Source organism: Pseudomonas sp. S2_F03, assembly GCF_054668335.1.
In genome coordinates this window covers 2293264-2310476 of the sequence record NZ_CP162759.1, presented here as the reverse complement: position 1 = coordinate 2310476, position 17213 = coordinate 2293264, and the positions used below count along the sequence as shown (strand labels likewise).

The following is a 17213-nucleotide window of genomic DNA, read 5'->3' as shown; positions in this document are numbered from 1 at the left end:
CACGATTTTCTGGCTGCTCCCGTCGGGAGGGGCCAAACAAGCAGGTGACCAAGCTGGGGAACGCTGATGGCTTACTCATATACTGAGAAAAAACGTATCCGCAAGGACTTTAGCAAGTTGCCGGACGTCATGGATGTGCCGTACCTCCTGGCCATCCAGCTGGATTCGTATCGTGAATTCTTGCAAGCGGGAGCGACTAAAGATCAGTTCCGCGACGTGGGCCTGCATGCGGCCTTCAAATCCGTTTTCCCGATCATCAGCTACTCCGGCAATGCTGCGCTGGAGTACGTCGGTTATCGCCTGGGCGAACCGGCATTTGATGTCAAAGAATGCGTATTGCGCGGTGTAACTTACGCCGTACCTTTGCGGGTAAAAGTGCGCCTGATCATTTTCGACAAAGAATCGTCGAATAAAGCGATCAAGGACATTAAAGAGCAAGAAGTCTACATGGGTGAAATCCCCCTGATGACTGAGAACGGTACCTTTGTAATCAACGGTACCGAGCGTGTAATCGTTTCCCAGCTGCACCGTTCCCCGGGCGTGTTTTTCGACCACGACCGTGGCAAGACGCACAGCTCCGGCAAACTGCTGTACTCCGCGCGCATCATTCCTTACCGCGGTTCGTGGTTGGACTTCGAGTTCGATCCGAAAGACTGCGTGTTCGTGCGTATCGACCGTCGTCGCAAGCTGCCTGCATCGGTATTGCTGCGCGCGCTCGGCTATACCACTGAAGAAGTGCTCGACGCGTTCTACACCACCAACGTTTTTCACCTGAGCGGCGAAACCCTCAGTCTGGAACTGATTGCTTCGCGTCTGCGTGGTGAAATCGCTGTTCTTGATATTCAGGACGAGAAGGGCAAGGTCATCGTTGAGGCTGGTCGCCGTATTACTGCGCGCCACATCAACCAGATCGAAAAAGCCGGTCTCAAGACCCTGGAAGTGCCTCTGGACTACGTCCTGGGTCGCACTACCGCCAAGGCCATCGTGCATCCGGCAACCGGCGAAATCCTGGCAGAGTGCAACACCGAGCTGAACACCGAGATCCTGGCCAAAATCGCCAAGGCTCAGGTTGTTCGCATCGAAACTCTGTACACCAACGATATCGACTGCGGTCCGTTCGTCTCCGACACACTGAAGATCGACTCCACCAGCAACCAATTGGAAGCGCTGGTCGAGATCTATCGCATGATGCGTCCAGGCGAGCCGCCAACCAAGGATGCTGCCGAGACTCTGTTCAACAACCTGTTCTTCAGCCCTGAGCGTTATGACCTGTCTGCGGTCGGCCGGATGAAGTTCAACCGTCGTATCGGTCGTACCGAGATCGAAGGTTCGGGCGTGTTGTGCAAAGAAGACATCGTCGCGGTCCTGAAGACTCTGGTCGACATCCGTAACGGTAAAGGCATCGTCGATGACATCGACCACCTGGGTAACCGTCGTGTTCGCTGCGTAGGCGAAATGGCCGAGAACCAGTTCCGCGTTGGCCTGGTACGTGTTGAGCGTGCGGTCAAAGAGCGTCTGTCGATGGCTGAAAGCGAAGGCCTGATGCCGCAAGACCTGATCAACGCCAAGCCAGTGGCTGCCGCGGTGAAAGAGTTCTTCGGTTCCAGCCAGCTGTCCCAGTTCATGGACCAGAACAACCCGCTGTCCGAGATCACCCACAAGCGTCGTGTGTCTGCACTCGGCCCTGGCGGTTTGACTCGTGAGCGCGCAGGCTTTGAAGTTCGTGACGTACACCCGACTCACTACGGTCGTGTATGCCCGATTGAAACGCCGGAAGGTCCGAACATCGGTCTGATCAACTCCCTGGCCGCTTATGCGCGCACCAACCAGTACGGCTTCCTCGAGAGCCCGTACCGTGTGGTGAAAGATGCTCTGGTCACCGACGAGATCGTGTTCCTGTCCGCCATCGAAGAAGCTGATCACGTGATCGCTCAGGCTTCGGCCACGATGAACGACAAGAAAGTCCTGATCGACGAACTGGTAGCTGTTCGTCACTTGAACGAGTTCACCGTCAAGGCGCCGGAAGACGTCACCTTGATGGACGTATCGCCGAAGCAGGTAGTTTCGGTTGCAGCGTCGCTGATCCCGTTCCTCGAGCACGACGACGCCAACCGTGCGTTGATGGGTTCGAACATGCAGCGTCAAGCTGTACCAACCCTGCGCGCTGACAAGCCGCTGGTCGGTACCGGCATGGAGCGTAACGTAGCCCGTGACTCCGGCGTTTGCGTCGTGGCTCGTCGTGGCGGCGTTATCGATTCCGTCGACGCCAGCCGTATCGTGGTTCGTGTTGCTGATGACGAAGTTGAAACCGGTGAAGCTGGTGTCGACATCTACAACCTGACCAAGTACACCCGCTCCAACCAGAACACCTGCATCAACCAGCGTCCGCTGGTGCGTAAAGGTGATCGGGTTCAGCGCAGCGACATCATGGCCGACGGTCCGTCCACCGATATGGGTGAGCTGGCTCTGGGTCAGAACATGCGCATCGCGTTCATGGCATGGAACGGCTTCAACTTCGAAGACTCCATCTGCCTGTCCGAGCGTGTGGTTCAGGAAGATCGCTTCACCACGATCCACATTCAGGAACTGACCTGTGTGGCACGTGACACCAAGCTTGGGCCAGAGGAAATCACTGCAGACATCCCGAACGTGGGTGAAGCTGCACTGAACAAGCTGGACGAAGCCGGTATCGTTTACGTAGGTGCTGAAGTTGGCGCAGGCGACATTCTGGTCGGTAAGGTCACTCCGAAAGGCGAGACCCAACTGACGCCGGAAGAGAAGCTGTTGCGTGCCATCTTCGGTGAAAAAGCCAGCGACGTTAAAGACACCTCCCTGCGCGTGCCTACCGGCACCAAGGGTACTGTCATCGACGTACAGGTCTTCACCCGCGACGGCGTTGAGCGTGACGCTCGTGCACTGTCGATCGAGAAGACGCAACTCGACGAGATCCGCAAGGACCTGAACGAAGAGTTCCGTATCGTTGAAGGCGCCACTTTCGAACGTCTGCGTTCCGCTCTGGTTGGCCACAAAGCCGAAGGCGGTGCCGGTCTGAAGAAAGGTCAGGAAATCACCGACGAAGTCCTCGACGGTCTTGAGCATGGTCAGTGGTTCAAACTGCGCATGGCTGAAGATGCTCTGAACGAGCAGCTCGAGAAGGCTCAGGCCTATATCGTTGATCGCCGCCGTCTGCTGGACGACAAGTTCGAAGACAAGAAGCGCAAACTGCAGCAGGGCGATGACCTGGCTCCAGGCGTGCTGAAAATCGTCAAGGTTTACCTGGCAATCCGTCGTCGCATCCAGCCGGGCGACAAGATGGCCGGTCGTCACGGTAACAAAGGTGTGGTCTCCGTGATCATGCCGGTTGAAGACATGCCGCACGATGCCAATGGCACCCCGGTCGACGTCGTCCTCAACCCGTTGGGCGTACCTTCGCGTATGAACGTTGGTCAGATCCTTGAAACCCACCTGGGCCTCGCAGCCAAAGGTCTGGGCGAGAAGATCAACCGGATGATCGAAGAGCAGCGCAAGGTTGCTGAGCTTCGCACCTTCCTGGACGAGATCTACAACCAGATCGGCGGTCGTAACGAAGATCTGGATAGCTTCTCCGATCAGGAAATCCTGGATCTGGCGAAGAACCTGCGTGGCGGCGTTCCAATGGCCACTCCAGTGTTCGACGGCGCCAAGGAAAGCGAAATCAAGGCCATGCTGAAACTGGCAGACCTGCCAGAAAGCGGCCAGATGCAGCTGACCGACGGCCGTACCGGCAACAAGTTCGAGCGCCCGGTTACTGTTGGCTACATGTACATGCTGAAGCTGAACCACTTGGTAGACGACAAGATGCACGCTCGTTCTACCGGTTCGTACAGCCTGGTTACCCAGCAGCCGCTGGGTGGTAAGGCGCAGTTCGGTGGTCAGCGTTTCGGGGAGATGGAGGTCTGGGCACTGGAAGCATACGGTGCCGCTTACACTCTGCAAGAAATGCTCACAGTGAAGTCGGACGATGTGAACGGCCGTACCAAGATGTACAAAAACATCGTGGATGGCGATCACCGTATGGAGCCGGGCATGCCCGAGTCCTTCAACGTGTTGATCAAGGAAATTCGTTCCCTCGGCATCGATATCGATCTGGAAACCGAATAACACGTGACGCGAATCGAGAGCGGGGCAGGATTGCCCGCTCTCTGCTCCGCCAGGAGGAAAGGCCTTGAAAGACCTACTGAATTTGCTGAAAAACCAGGGTCAAGTCGAAGAGTTCGACGCCATCCGTATTGGATTGGCATCGCCTGAGATGATCCGTTCGTGGTCGTTCGGTGAAGTTAAAAAGCCGGAAACCATCAACTACCGTACGTTCAAACCTGAGCGTGACGGCCTGTTCTGTGCCAAGATCTTTGGCCCGGTAAAGGATTACGAGTGCCTGTGCGGTAAGTACAAGCGCTTGAAGCACCGTGGTGTTATCTGTGAGAAGTGCGGCGTTGAAGTCGCGCTGGCTAAAGTTCGTCGTGAGCGCATGGCGCACATCGAACTGGCCTCGCCAGTTGCCCACATCTGGTTCCTGAAATCGCTGCCGTCGCGTATCGGTTTGCTGATGGACATGACCCTGCGTGATATCGAACGCGTTCTCTACTTCGAGAGCTATGTCGTTATCGATCCAGGCATGACCACCCTTGAAAAGGGTCAGCTGCTGAACGATGAGCAGTACTTCGAAGCGCTGGAAGAGTTCGGCGACGATTTCGATGCCCGCATGGGTGCCGAAGCTGTCCGTGAACTGCTGCACGCTATCGACCTGGAACACGAGATTGGCCGTCTGCGTGAAGAAATTCCGCAAACCAACTCCGAAACCAAAATCAAGAAGCTGTCCAAGCGTCTGAAGTTGATGGAAGCCTTCCAGGGTTCCGGCAACCTTCCAGAATGGATGGTGCTGACCGTTCTGCCGGTTCTGCCGCCAGATCTGCGTCCACTGGTCCCGCTGGATGGCGGTCGCTTCGCGACTTCCGACCTCAACGATCTGTATCGTCGAGTGATCAACCGTAACAACCGCTTGAAGCGCCTGCTCGATCTGTCCGCTCCGGACATCATCGTGCGCAACGAAAAGCGTATGTTGCAGGAAGCCGTCGACGCACTGCTCGACAACGGTCGTCGTGGCCGCGCTATCACCGGTTCCAACAAGCGTCCTCTGAAATCCCTGGCTGACATGATCAAGGGTAAGCAAGGTCGTTTCCGTCAGAACTTGCTCGGTAAGCGTGTTGACTACTCCGGTCGTTCGGTAATTACCGTAGGTCCGACCCTGCGTCTGCACCAGTGCGGTCTGCCGAAGAAAATGGCTCTCGAGCTGTTCAAGCCGTTCATTTTCGGCAAGCTGGAAATGCGTGGTCTCGCGACCACCATCAAGGCTGCCAAGAAGATGGTCGAGCGCGAGCTGCCGGAAGTTTGGGACGTTCTCGCCGAAGTGATTCGCGAACACCCGGTACTCCTCAACCGTGCACCGACCCTTCACCGTCTGGGTATCCAGGCGTTTGAACCGGTACTGATCGAAGGTAAGGCTATCCAGCTGCACCCGCTGGTCTGCGCCGCGTACAACGCCGACTTCGACGGCGACCAAATGGCCGTGCACGTACCGCTGACACTGGAAGCCCAGTTGGAAGCGCGCGCGTTGATGATGTCGACCAACAACATTCTGTCGCCAGCCAACGGTGAGCCAATCATCGTTCCGTCGCAGGACGTTGTATTGGGTCTGTACTACATGACTCGTGAAGCGATCAACGCCAAGGGCGAAGGTCGTGTGTTCGCGGATCTGCAAGAAGTTGACCGTGTGTTCCGTGCCGGCGAAGCCGCACTGCACGCCAAGGTCAAAGTGCGGATCAACGAAACCGTCAACGACCGTGATGGTGGCAGCGTGAGCAACACCCGTATCGTCGACACTACTGTCGGTCGTGCGCTGTTGTTCCAGGTTGTGCCAAAAGGTCTGTCGTACGACGTCGTCAACCTGCCGATGAAGAAAAAGGCGATCTCCAAGCTGATCAACCAGTGCTACCGCGTGGTTGGTTTGAAAGAGACCGTGATCTTCGCCGACCAGTTGATGTACACCGGTTTTGCTTACTCGACCATTTCCGGCGTTTCCATCGGTGTAAACGACTTCGTTATCCCGGATGAGAAAGCCCGCATCATCAGTGCAGCTACCGATGAAGTGAAAGAGATCGAAAGTCAGTACGCCTCCGGCCTGGTAACCCAGGGCGAGAAGTACAACAAAGTGATCGACCTTTGGTCCAAGGCGAACGACGAAGTTTCCAAGGCGATGATGGCCAACCTCTCGAAAGAGAAAGTCATCGACCGTCATGGTGTCGAAGTCGACCAGGAATCGTTCAACTCGATGTACATGATGGCCGACTCGGGCGCACGGGGTTCTGCTGCGCAGATCCGTCAGCTCGCCGGTATGCGTGGCCTGATGGCCAAGCCGGATGGCTCCATCATTGAAACGCCGATTACTGCGAACTTCCGTGAAGGTTTGAGCGTACTCCAGTACTTCATCTCCACTCACGGTGCTCGTAAAGGTTTGGCGGATACCGCGTTGAAAACTGCGAACTCCGGTTACCTGACTCGTCGTCTGGTAGACGTAGCGCAGGATCTGGTTGTGACCGAGATCGACTGCGGCACCGAGCATGGCCTGGTAATGACTCCGCACATTGAAGGCGGTGACGTTGTTGAGCCGCTGGGTGAGCGCGTATTGGGTCGTGTCATTGCCCGTGACGTGTTCAAGCCGGGTACTGAAGAAGTTATCGTTCCTGCCGGTACGCTGGTAGACGAGAAGTGGGTCGAGTTCATCGAGCTGAACAGCATCGACGAAGTGATCGTGCGTTCGCCGATCAGCTGCGAAACCCGCTATGGCATTTGCGCCAAGTGCTACGGCCGTGACTTGGCTCGTGGTCACCAGGTGAACATCGGTGAAGCGGTCGGCGTTATCGCTGCCCAGTCCATTGGTGAGCCAGGTACCCAGCTGACCATGCGTACGTTCCACATCGGTGGTGCGGCAAGCCGGACCTCCGCTGCTGACAGCGTTCAGGTGAAGAATGGCGGTACCGTCCGTCTGCATAACCTGAAGCACGTTGAGCGAGTGGATGGTTGCCTGGTTGCTGTGTCCCGTTCCGGTGAGCTGGCGATCGCTGACGACTTCGGTCGTGAGCGTGAGCGTTACAAGCTGCCGTACGGTGCTGTGATTTCGGTTAAAGAAGGTGACAAGGTCGACGCTGGCGCAATCGTGGCCAAGTGGGATCCGCACACTCACCCAATCGTTACCGAAATGAAAGGTACCGTGACCTACGTGGGCATGGAAGAAGGCATCACGATCAAGCGTCAGACTGACGAATTGACCGGTATGACCAACATTGAAGTACTCGACGCCAAAGACCGTCCAGCTGCCGGTAAAGATATCCGTCCTGCTGTGAAGATGGTTGATGACAACGGCAAGGATCTCTTGCTGCCGGGTACCGACGTAATTGCTCAGTACTTCCTGCCTGCTAACGCCTTGGTCGGTGTAGCGGACGGTGCGAAAATCGCGATCGGTGACGTTATCGCTCGTATTCCGCAAGAGACTTCGAAGACCCGTGACATCACCGGTGGTCTGCCGCGTGTTGCCGACTTGTTCGAAGCTCGTCGTCCGAAAGAAGCCTCGATTCTGGCTGAAGTCAGCGGCACCATCGCGTTCGGTAAAGAGACCAAAGGCAAGCGCCGTCTGGTCATTACCCCGAACGACGGTAGCGATCCGTACGAAGAGCTGATTCCGAAGTGGCGTCACCTGAACGTCTTCGAAGGCGAACAGGTAAACCGCGGCGAAGTTATCTCCGACGGCCCGAGCGATCCACACGACATCCTGCGTCTGCTGGGTGTGAGTGCGCTGGCCAAGTACATCGTGAACGAGATCCAGGACGTTTACCGTCTGCAAGGCGTGAAGATCAACGACAAGCACATCGAGACCATCCTGCGTCAGATGCTGCGTAAAGTTGAAATCGCTGAATCCGGCGATTCCAGTTTCATCAAGGGCGACCAGATGGAATTGACTCATGTTCTGGTAGAGAACGAGCGTCTGGCTGGCGACGAGAAATTCGTTTCCAAGTTCACTCGCGTACTGTTGGGTATCACCAAGGCGTCGTTGTCCACCGAATCGTTCATCTCGGCGGCTTCCTTCCAGGAAACCACTCGAGTACTGACCGAAGCGGCAGTCACCGGCAAGCGCGATTACCTGCGCGGCCTGAAAGAAAACGTAGTCGTGGGTCGCCTGATCCCGGCGGGTACCGGTCTGGCTTATCACAGCGAGCGTAAGCGCCGTCGTGATGCTGACAAACCGTTGCGCGTAAGCGCCAGTGAAGTGGAAGCTGCACTGACCGAAGCGCTGAACTCGAGCGGTAACTGAGTTCTGCGATAAATGAGCGTAAGGCCCTGGTCGCTCCGTTCATCGAATCGAGACAATTTGTCGAGGTTCGATGGGCGGGGAGGTCGGGGCCTTGCCTTGACTGGGGGCAAGATCCTCTTTAGACTCTTGTACCCCTAAATTTGGCGGGAATTCGTTCCTGCCATTTTGCTTTTCTTGCAAGACAATAGCGTCGCAAGACAACAGTGGAGCTAGTAGATGGCAACTATCAACCAGCTGGTACGTCAGCCGCGTAAGCGTATCGTCGAGAAATCCGACGTGCCTGCGCTGCAGAACTGCCCGCAACGTCGTGGCGTATGCACCCGTGTGTATACCACCACGCCGAAAAAACCTAACTCGGCACTGCGTAAAGTATGCCGTGTGCGCCTGACCAACGGTTTCGAGGTTTCCTCGTACATCGGCGGTGAAGGCCACAACCTGCAAGAGCACAGCGTGGTACTGATCCGCGGCGGTCGTGTAAAAGACTTGCCAGGTGTTCGTTACCACACCGTACGCGGTTCTTTGGATACTTCCGGCGTTAAAGGTCGTAACCAGGGTCGTTCGAAGTACGGTACCAAGAAGCCTAAGTAGTAGCGGCTTTTGTAAGAACTGATTTTCTATTTTTCTGAGTCGATAAGAGTAAGGTCGGAGGCGTCCCGTAAGGGCACCGATTCCGAGCGAACCTGAAGACCGTTTGAGGGCTTATCCATGCCAAGAAGACGCGTAGCAGCCAAGCGCGAAGTGCTTGACGATCCAAAATACGGCAGCCAGATCCTGGCCAAGTTCATGAACCACGTGATGGAAAGCGGCAAGAAAGCCGTTGCCGAGCGTATCGTTTATGGCGCGCTGGAAAAAGTTAAAGAACGCAAGAACAGCGATCCCCTGGAAATCTTCGAGAAAGCTCTCGACGCCATCGCTCCGCTGGTCGAAGTAAAGTCGCGCCGTGTAGGCGGTGCTACTTACCAGGTTCCGGTCGAAGTTCGTCCGTCCCGTCGTAACGCTCTGGCAATGCGCTGGTTGGTAGACTTCGCACGCAAGCGCGGCGAGAAGTCTATGGCTCTGCGTTTGGCTGGCGAACTGCTGGACGCCGCTGAAGGCAAAGGTGCTGCAGTTAAGAAGCGTGAAGACGTGCACCGTATGGCTGAAGCCAACAAGGCTTTCTCGCACTACCGCTTCTAATTTTAGCGTCACTAATTTTGCGAGGGCTTTATGGCTCGTACTACACCGATTAACCGCTACCGTAACATTGGTATCGTTGCTCACGTGGATGCTGGTAAGACCACCACCACCGAGCGCGTCCTTTTTTACACTGGCAAAAGCCACAAGATGGGCGAGGTGCATGACGGCGCCGCGACCACCGACTGGATGGTTCAGGAGCAGGAGCGTGGTATTACCATTACTTCTGCTGCTATTACCGCGTTCTGGCAGGGTTCCGAGAAGCAGCACAAGGACCAATACCGCTTTAACGTCATCGACACCCCGGGCCACGTTGACTTCACTATTGAAGTTGAGCGTTCCCTGCGTGTTCTCGACGGCGCGGTAGTTGTGTTCTGCGGCACCTCGGGTGTTGAGCCTCAGTCGGAAACCGTATGGCGTCAAGCCAACAAGTACGGCGTTCCACGTCTTGTTTACGTAAACAAGATGGACCGTGCTGGTGCGAACTTCCTGCGCGTGATCGGTCAGATCAAGCAGCGTCTGGGTCACACTCCGGTGCCAATCCAGTTGGCCATCGGTTCCGAAGACAACTTCCAGGGTCAGATCGATCTGATGTCCATGGAAGCTGTTTACTGGAATGACGCTGACAAAGGCATGACTCCACGTCGCGAGCCAATCCCTGCTGAACTGCAGGAACTGGCTAACGAGTGGCGCGGCAACATGATTGAAGCTGCAGCCGAAGCCAGCGAAGAGCTGATGAACAAGTACCTCGAAGGTGAAGAACTCACCAACGCGGAAATCAAGGCCGCTCTGCGTCAGCGTACTATCGCTGGTGAGATCGTTCTGGCTGTTTGCGGTTCTTCCTTCAAGAACAAGGGTGTTCCCCTGGTTCTCGACGCCGTTATCGACTACCTGCCGGCTCCTACCGACATTCCTGCCATCAAGGGTACTGACCCGGATGACGAGACTCGGGAAATGGAGCGTCACGCAGACGACAGCGAGCCGTTCTCGGCTCTGGCGTTCAAGATCGCTACCGACCCATTCGTGGGTACCTTGACCTTTGTTCGAGTTTACTCGGGCGTGTTGGCCTCCGGCGACGGCGTGATCAACTCGGTTAAAGGCAAGAAAGAGCGCGTGGGTCGTATGGTGCAAATGCACGCAAACGCCCGTGAAGAAATCAAGGAAGTGCGCGCTGGTGACATCGCGGCCTTGATCGGCATGAAGGACGTCACCACTGGTGAGACTTTGTGCAACGCTGACAAGCCAATCATCCTGGTTCGCATGGACTTCCCGGAGCCGGTTATTTCGGTTGCCGTAGAGCCTAAGACCAAGGATGACCAGGAAAAAATGGGTATCGCTCTGGGCAAGCTTGCTCAGGAAGATCCATCTTTCCGCGTCAAAACCGATGAAGAGACTGGTCAAACGATCATCTCTGGCATGGGCGAACTGCACCTGGACATCCTGGTTGACCGGATGCGCCGTGAGTTCAACGTCGAAGCCAACATTGGTAAGCCTCAGGTTTCCTATCGTGAGCGCATCACGAAGAACTGTGAAATCGAAGGCAAATTCGTTCGTCAATCCGGCGGTCGTGGCCAGTTCGGCCATTGCTGGATTCGTTTTGCTCCTGCTGACGAAGGTCAGGAAGGTCTGCAATTCGTGAACGAAGTCGTGGGTGGTGTGGTTCCTAAGGAATACATCCCGGCGATCCAGAAGGGTATCGAAGAGCAGATGAAGAACGGCGTTGTTGCCGGCTATCCGCTGATCGGCCTGAAGGCTACCGTGTTTGATGGTTCTTACCACGACGTCGACTCCAACGAGATGGCGTTTAAAGTGGCTGCTTCCATGGCGACCAAGCAACTGGCCCAGAAGGGTGGTGGTGAGTTGCTTGAGCCGATCATGGCGGTAGAGGTTGTTACGCCTGAAGACTATATGGGTGACGTGATGGGCGACCTTAACCGTCGTCGCGGCATGATTTTGGGTATGGAAGACACGGTCTCCGGCAAGGTAATTCGCGCCGAAGTTCCGTTGGGCGAGATGTTCGGTTATGCGACCGATGTTCGTTCCATGTCCCAGGGTCGCGCAAGCTACTCTATGGAATTCAAAAAATACAATACGGCTCCGTCGCACATCGTCGAAACCGTTACCAAAAAACAAGGCTGATTCAGTCCTTTAGGCAAGGAGTTAATTGTCGTGGCTAAAGAAAAATTTGATCGTTCCCTACCGCACGTCAACGTTGGCACCATCGGTCACGTTGACCATGGTAAAACCACTCTGACCGCTGCTCTGACTCGCGTTTGCTCCGAAGTTTTCGGTTCGGCAATCGTTGATTTCGACAAGATCGACAGCGCACCAGAAGAAAAAGCTCGCGGTATCACCATCAACACCGCGCACGTTGAGTACAACTCGAAGATCCGTCACTACGCTCACGTTGACTGCCCAGGTCACGCTGACTATGTGAAGAACATGATCACCGGTGCTGCTCAAATGGACGGCGCTATCCTGGTTTGCTCGGCCGCTGATGGTCCGATGCCACAAACCCGTGAGCACATCCTGCTGTCCCGTCAGGTAGGCGTTCCGTACATCGTGGTTTTCCTGAACAAGGCTGACCTGGTAGACGACGCTGAGCTGCTGGAACTGGTTGAGATGGAAGTTCGCGACCTGCTGTCCACCTACGACTTCCCGGGCGATGACACTCCAATCATCATCGGTTCGGCTCGTATGGCGCTGGAAGGCAAAGACGACAACGAAATGGGCACCACTGCCGTTCGTAAACTGGTTGAAACTCTGGACAGCTACATCCCAGAACCAGTTCGTCTGACCGACAAGCCGTTCCTGATGCCAATCGAAGACGTATTCTCGATCTCCGGTCGCGGTACTGTTGTGACTGGTCGTATCGAGCGCGGTATCGTTCGCGTTCAGGATCCACTGGAAATTGTTGGTCTGCGTGACACCACCGTCACCACTTGCACCGGCGTTGAAATGTTCCGCAAACTGCTCGACGAAGGTCGTGCTGGCGAGAACTGCGGCGTTCTGCTGCGTGGCACCAAGCGTGACGACGTTGAGCGTGGTCAGGTTCTGGTTAAGCCGGGTTCGGTTAAGCCGCACACCAAGTTCACCGCAGAAGTTTATGTTCTGAGCAAGGAAGAAGGCGGTCGTCATACTCCGTTCTTCAAAGGCTACCGTCCACAGTTCTACTTCCGTACTACTGACGTGACTGGTAACTGCGAGCTGCCAGAAGGCGTTGAAATGGTAATGCCAGGTGACAACATTCAGATGACTGTTACCCTGATCAAAACCATCGCGATGGAAGATGGTCTGCGTTTTGCTATCCGTGAAGGCGGTCGTACCGTCGGCGCTGGCGTCGTAGCCAAAATCATCGAGTAAGTCTCTTTTAGAGTCGGCTCGATGAGTTGAAAAAGCCTCCGCTTAGCGGGGGCTTTTTTATTGGGTTGACACCTATCTGGGGCGTCTATAGAATTGCGCCTCCTTTTAACGGGCGTATTGCGCTCGGTGGGAATAGCAGCCGGAGTCTGAAATCCAATGCAAAATCAGCAAATCCGTATCAGGTTGAAGGCTTTTGACCATCGCCTGATCGACCAATCCACCCAGGAAATCGTGGAAACCGCGAAACGTACTGGTGCTCAAGTGCGTGGTCCAATTCCACTGCCTACCCGTAAAGAGCGGTTCACCGTTCTGGTCTCCCCGCACGTCAACAAAGACGCGCGTGACCAGTACGAGATCCGTACTCATAAGCGCGTACTGGACATCGTCCAGCCAACGGATAAAACCGTTGATGCTCTTATGAAGCTTGATCTTGCGGCCGGTGTGGAAGTGCAGATCAGCCTCGGCTAAGACTCGGTCTTAGTCGTGTAACGCTCTGAAATGGGCGGCCATAGCGGGTGAAAGCCCCGTACACTCATGAGGTTTACAACATGACTATTGGTGTAGTCGGTCGTAAATGCGGTATGACCCGTATTTTCACCGAAGAAGGTGTCTCCATTCCGGTCACGGTCATTGAGATCGAACCGAATCGCGTCACCCAGTTCAAAACTGAAGAAACCGATGGCTATCGTGCAGTGCAAGTCACTGTCGGCGAGCGTCGTGCTTCGCGTGTTACAGCTGCTCAAGCTGGCCACTTCGCTAAGGCGAACGTTGCCGCTGGTCGTACCGTAATGGAATTCCGCCTTGAAGAAGGCGAGTACCAGGCCGGCGATCTGATCAACGCTGAAATCTTCGCTGCTGGTCAACTGGTTGATGTAACCGGTCAGTCCAAAGGTAAAGGCTTCCAGGGTACGATCAAGCGTTGGAACTTCCGCGGGCAAGATAATACCCACGGTAACTCCGTGTCCCACCGCGTTCCAGGCTCTATCGGCCAGTGCCAGACTCCTGGTCGTGTATTCAAGGGCAAAAAAATGTCCGGTCATATGGGCGCTGAGCGCGTGACCGTGCAGTCCCTCGAAGTAGTGCGCGTGGACGCTGAACGCAATCTGTTGTTGGTCAAGGGCGCTGTTCCTGGCGCTACTGGCGGCAACTTGGTTGTACGTCCAGCAGCCAAGGCTCGCGGTTAAGGGGAAGCTGACATGCAATTAAATGTAAATGACGCTCAAGCGATCGAAGTTTCCGAACTGACATTTGGCGGCGAATTCAACGAGACGCTGGTTCACCAGGCAGTCGTGGCCTACATGGCTGGCGGTCGTCAGGGTTCCAAGCAGCAAAAGACCCGTTCCGACGTTCGTGGTGGCGGTAAGCGCCCATGGCGTCAGAAAGGTACTGGCCGTGCTCGTGCCGGTACTATCCGTAGCCCAATCTGGCGTGGCGGCGGTACCACTTTCGCAGCTCGTCCTCAGGATCACACCCAGAAGCTGAACAAGAAGATGTATCGCGCAGCAATGCGTTCCATCCTTGCTGAGCTGGTGCGTACTGATCGACTGGTAGTGGTTCAGGACTTCGCTGTTGATGCACCGAAGACCAAAGATCTGCTGAACAAACTGACCGGCATGGGCTTGACTGACGTCTTGATCGTGTCTGAAGTCGTTGATCAGAACCTGTACCTGGCTGCTCGTAACCTGCCACACGTTGATGTCCGTGACGTGCAAGGTTCCGATCCAGTTAGTCTGATCGCATACGACAAGGTGTTGATCACCGTGTCGGCCGTGAAGAAATTCGAGGAGCTGCTGGGATGAACCAGGAACGCGTATTTAAAGTTCTGCTTGGCCCGCACGTTTCCGAGAAGGCTACGGTTCTGGCTGACAAGAAAGGCCAGTTCGTTTTCAAGGTTGCAACTGACGCAACCAAGCTGGAAATCAAGAAGGCCGTCGAAAGCCTGTTCAGCGTGAAAGTAGAGCGTGTTACTACCCTGAATGTTCTGGGTAAGAGCAAGCGCACTGCTCGCGGTCTGGGCAAGCGTAATGACTGGAAGAAGGCAGTTATCTCCCTTCAGCCAGGCCAAGATCTCGATTTCAGCAGCAGTGCTGAGTAAGGAAGGGGTGCATCATGGCAATCGTTAAATGCAAACCGACTTCCCCTGGCCGCCGTTTTGTGGTCAAGGTGGTCAACCAGGAGCTGCATAAAGGCGCTCCTCACGCACCGCTGCTCGAGAAAAAATCGAAGACTGGTGGTCGTAACAACAATGGTCGTATTACCACTCGTCACATCGGTGGTGGCCATAAGCAGCATTATCGTCTGGTCGATTTCCGTCGCAACGACAAAGATGGCATCTCTGCCACTGTCGAGCGTATTGAATACGATCCAAACCGTACTGCTCACATCGCTCTGCTGCTGTACGCAGATGGCGAGCGTCGCTACATCATCGCCCCTAAAGGCGTGAGTGCTGGTGACCAGCTGATCGCAGGTGCTCTGGCACCGATCAAGCCGGGCAACGCTTTGCAACTGCGTAACATTCCAGTTGGTAGCACCGTACACGGCATCGAATTGAAGCCAGGTAAAGGCGCCCAAATCGCTCGTTCCGCTGGTGCTTCGGCTCAGCTGATCGCTCGTGAAGGTGTCTACGTGACCCTGCGTCTGCGTTCTGGTGAGATGCGTAAAGTGCTGGCTGAATGCCGCGCGACCCTGGGTGAAGTCTCGAACTCCGAGCACAGCCTGCGTTCGCTGGGTAAAGCTGGTGCCAAACGCTGGCGTGGCGTTCGCCCAACCGTTCGTGGTGTTGCCATGAACCCGGTTGACCACCCACATGGTGGTGGTGAAGGTCGTACCTCTGGTGGTCGTCATCCGGTATCGCCATGGGGCTTCCCGACTAAGGGCGCGAAGACTCGTGGTAATAAGCGTACCGACAAAATGATCGTCCGTCGTCGCAAGTAAATAGAGGGATACGACAGTGCCACGTTCTCTGAAAAAAGGTCCTTTTATCGATCTTCACCTACTGAAGAAGATCGAAGTGGCGGCGGAAAAGAATGATCGCAAACCGGTGAAAACCTGGTCGCGTCGTTCGATGATCCTGCCACAAATGGTCGGTTTGACCATCGCAGTACACAACGGTCGTCAACACGTCCCAGTTCTCGTTAACGAAGACATGGTCGGCCACAAACTGGGCGAGTTCGCCGGTACCCGCACTTATCGTGGGCACGTGGCAGACAAGAAAGCCAAGCGTTAAGGGGTTAGGAAATGGAAGTAGCCGCTAAGTTGTCGGGCGCTCGAATCTCCGCCCAGAAAGCCCGCTTGGTCGCCGACCAGATCCGCGGGAAGAAGGTGGGCGAAGCGCTCAACTTGTTGGCTTTCAGCAGTAAGAAAGCCGCCGAGATCATGAAGAAAGTGCTGGAGTCGGCCGTAGCCAACGCCGAGCATAACGAAGGCGCAGACGTTGATGACCTTAAAGTCAGCACCGTTTTCGTCAACGAAGGGCGTTCGCTGAAGCGCATCATGCCGCGTGCCAAAGGCCGTGCTGATCGCATCGTCAAGCGGTCTTGCCATATCACTGTCAAGGTTGCTGACAAGTAACGGAGTCGAAGAGATGGGTCAGAAAGTACATCCCATTGGCATTCGCCTGGGAATCGTCAAGGAGCACACCTCCGTCTGGTACGCAGACGGTCGGACTTATGCGGACTATTTGTTCGCTGATCTGAAGGTGCGTGAGTATCTCCAAGACAAACTAAAAAGCGCGTCCGTAAGCCGTATCGATATCCATCGTCCGGCTCAGACTGCACGTATCACCATCCACACCGCTCGTCCAGGTATTGTTATCGGGAAGAAAGGTGAAGATGTTGAGAAACTGCGTCAGGACCTGACCAAGCAAATGGGTGTGCCTGTGCACATCAATATCGAAGAGATCCGCAAGCCGGAGCTCGACGGTATGCTGGTTGCGCAGAGCGTAGCTCAGCAGCTGGAGCGTCGCGTAATGTTCCGTCGCGCTATGAAGCGCGCTGTTCAGAACGCCATGCGCATTGGTGCCAAAGGCATCAAAATCCAAGTGAGCGGTCGTCTCGGCGGTGCTGAAATCGCACGTACTGAATGGTATCGCGAAGGTCGTGTGCCACTGCACACCCTGCGTGCCGACATCGACTATGCCAACTACGAAGCTCACACCACTTACGGTGTGATCGGTGTAAAGGTTTGGATCTTCAAAGGCGAAGTAATTGGTGGTCGCCAAGAAGAACTGAAACCACAAGCACCAGCGCCTCGTAAAAAAGCTGCTAAGTAAGGG

14 protein-coding genes are annotated in these 17213 nt (G+C 55.4%); all 14 read left to right on the top strand.

Annotation, left to right across the window (positions count from 1 at the left end):
* The first annotated feature begins 66 nt into the window (after positions 1–66).
* The 14 genes from rpoB to rpsC all read left to right on the top strand — a co-directional run bounded on the left by rpoB (position 67) and on the right by rpsC (position 17210).
* Positions 67–4140 carry a DNA-directed RNA polymerase subunit beta gene (gene rpoB, locus AB4N76_RS10950; protein WP_046033383.1) on the top strand — a complete coding sequence of 1358 codons (4074 nt, stop codon included), beginning with the start codon at positions 67–69 and terminating at the stop codon, positions 4138–4140.
* Positions 4141–4204: 64 nt separating this feature from the next.
* Entirely contained in the window at positions 4205–8404 is a 4200-nt protein-coding gene (gene rpoC / locus AB4N76_RS10945; protein WP_046033382.1) for a DNA-directed RNA polymerase subunit beta', read from the top strand.
* Positions 8405–8620: 216 nt separating this feature from the next.
* On the top strand, positions 8621–8992 hold the full coding sequence (rpsL, locus tag AB4N76_RS10940) for a 30S ribosomal protein S12 (RefSeq protein ID WP_002555494.1): 372 nt from the start codon (positions 8621–8623) through the stop codon (positions 8990–8992).
* A gap of 117 nt (positions 8993–9109) precedes the next feature.
* Positions 9110–9580, top strand: coding sequence for a 30S ribosomal protein S7 (gene rpsG / locus AB4N76_RS10935; RefSeq protein WP_002555493.1), 471 nt, complete (start codon positions 9110–9112; stop codon positions 9578–9580).
* A 30-nt stretch (positions 9581–9610) separates the two neighbouring features.
* Positions 9611–11716 carry an elongation factor G gene (fusA, locus tag AB4N76_RS10930; RefSeq protein ID WP_046033381.1) on the top strand — a complete coding sequence of 702 codons (2106 nt, stop codon included), beginning with the start codon at positions 9611–9613 and terminating at the stop codon, positions 11714–11716.
* Between the two features lie 30 nt (positions 11717–11746).
* Positions 11747–12940 (top strand): elongation factor Tu, encoded by a 1194-nt coding sequence (gene tuf / locus AB4N76_RS10925; protein WP_027924378.1) that lies wholly within the window; start codon positions 11747–11749, stop codon positions 12938–12940.
* A 156-nt stretch (positions 12941–13096) separates the two neighbouring features.
* Positions 13097–13408 (top strand): 30S ribosomal protein S10, encoded by a 312-nt coding sequence (gene rpsJ, locus AB4N76_RS10920; protein ID WP_003186070.1) that lies wholly within the window; start codon positions 13097–13099, stop codon positions 13406–13408.
* 80 nt (positions 13409–13488) lie between these two features.
* The gene (gene rplC / locus AB4N76_RS10915) at positions 13489–14124 is read left to right on the top strand and encodes a 50S ribosomal protein L3 (protein WP_003186059.1); all 636 of its coding nucleotides are present in this window, start codon (positions 13489–13491) and stop codon (positions 14122–14124) included.
* Positions 14125–14136: 12 nt separating this feature from the next.
* A complete protein-coding gene (rplD, locus tag AB4N76_RS10910; RefSeq protein ID WP_007896707.1) occupies positions 14137–14739 on the top strand; it encodes a 50S ribosomal protein L4 in 603 nt (200 codons plus the stop codon).
* Positions 14736–15035, top strand: coding sequence for a 50S ribosomal protein L23 (rplW, locus tag AB4N76_RS10905; protein WP_002555488.1), 300 nt, complete (start codon positions 14736–14738; stop codon positions 15033–15035). The genes rplD and rplW overlap by 4 nt, the downstream gene beginning before the upstream one ends.
* Before the next feature lie 14 nt (positions 15036–15049).
* A complete protein-coding gene (rplB, locus tag AB4N76_RS10900) occupies positions 15050–15874 on the top strand; it encodes a 50S ribosomal protein L2 (RefSeq protein ID WP_003176423.1) in 825 nt (274 codons plus the stop codon).
* A gap of 16 nt (positions 15875–15890) precedes the next feature.
* Positions 15891–16166: a 30S ribosomal protein S19 gene (rpsS, locus tag AB4N76_RS10895; RefSeq protein WP_002555486.1), complete on the top strand. Its 276-nt coding sequence runs from the start codon at positions 15891–15893 to the stop codon at positions 16164–16166.
* An 11-nt stretch (positions 16167–16177) separates the two neighbouring features.
* A complete protein-coding gene (gene rplV / locus AB4N76_RS10890; RefSeq protein ID WP_003103908.1) occupies positions 16178–16510 on the top strand; it encodes a 50S ribosomal protein L22 in 333 nt (110 codons plus the stop codon).
* A gap of 13 nt (positions 16511–16523) precedes the next feature.
* Entirely contained in the window at positions 16524–17210 is a 687-nt protein-coding gene (rpsC, locus tag AB4N76_RS10885) for a 30S ribosomal protein S3 (RefSeq protein ID WP_003176422.1), read from the top strand.
* Positions 17211–17213 lie beyond the last annotated feature (3 nt).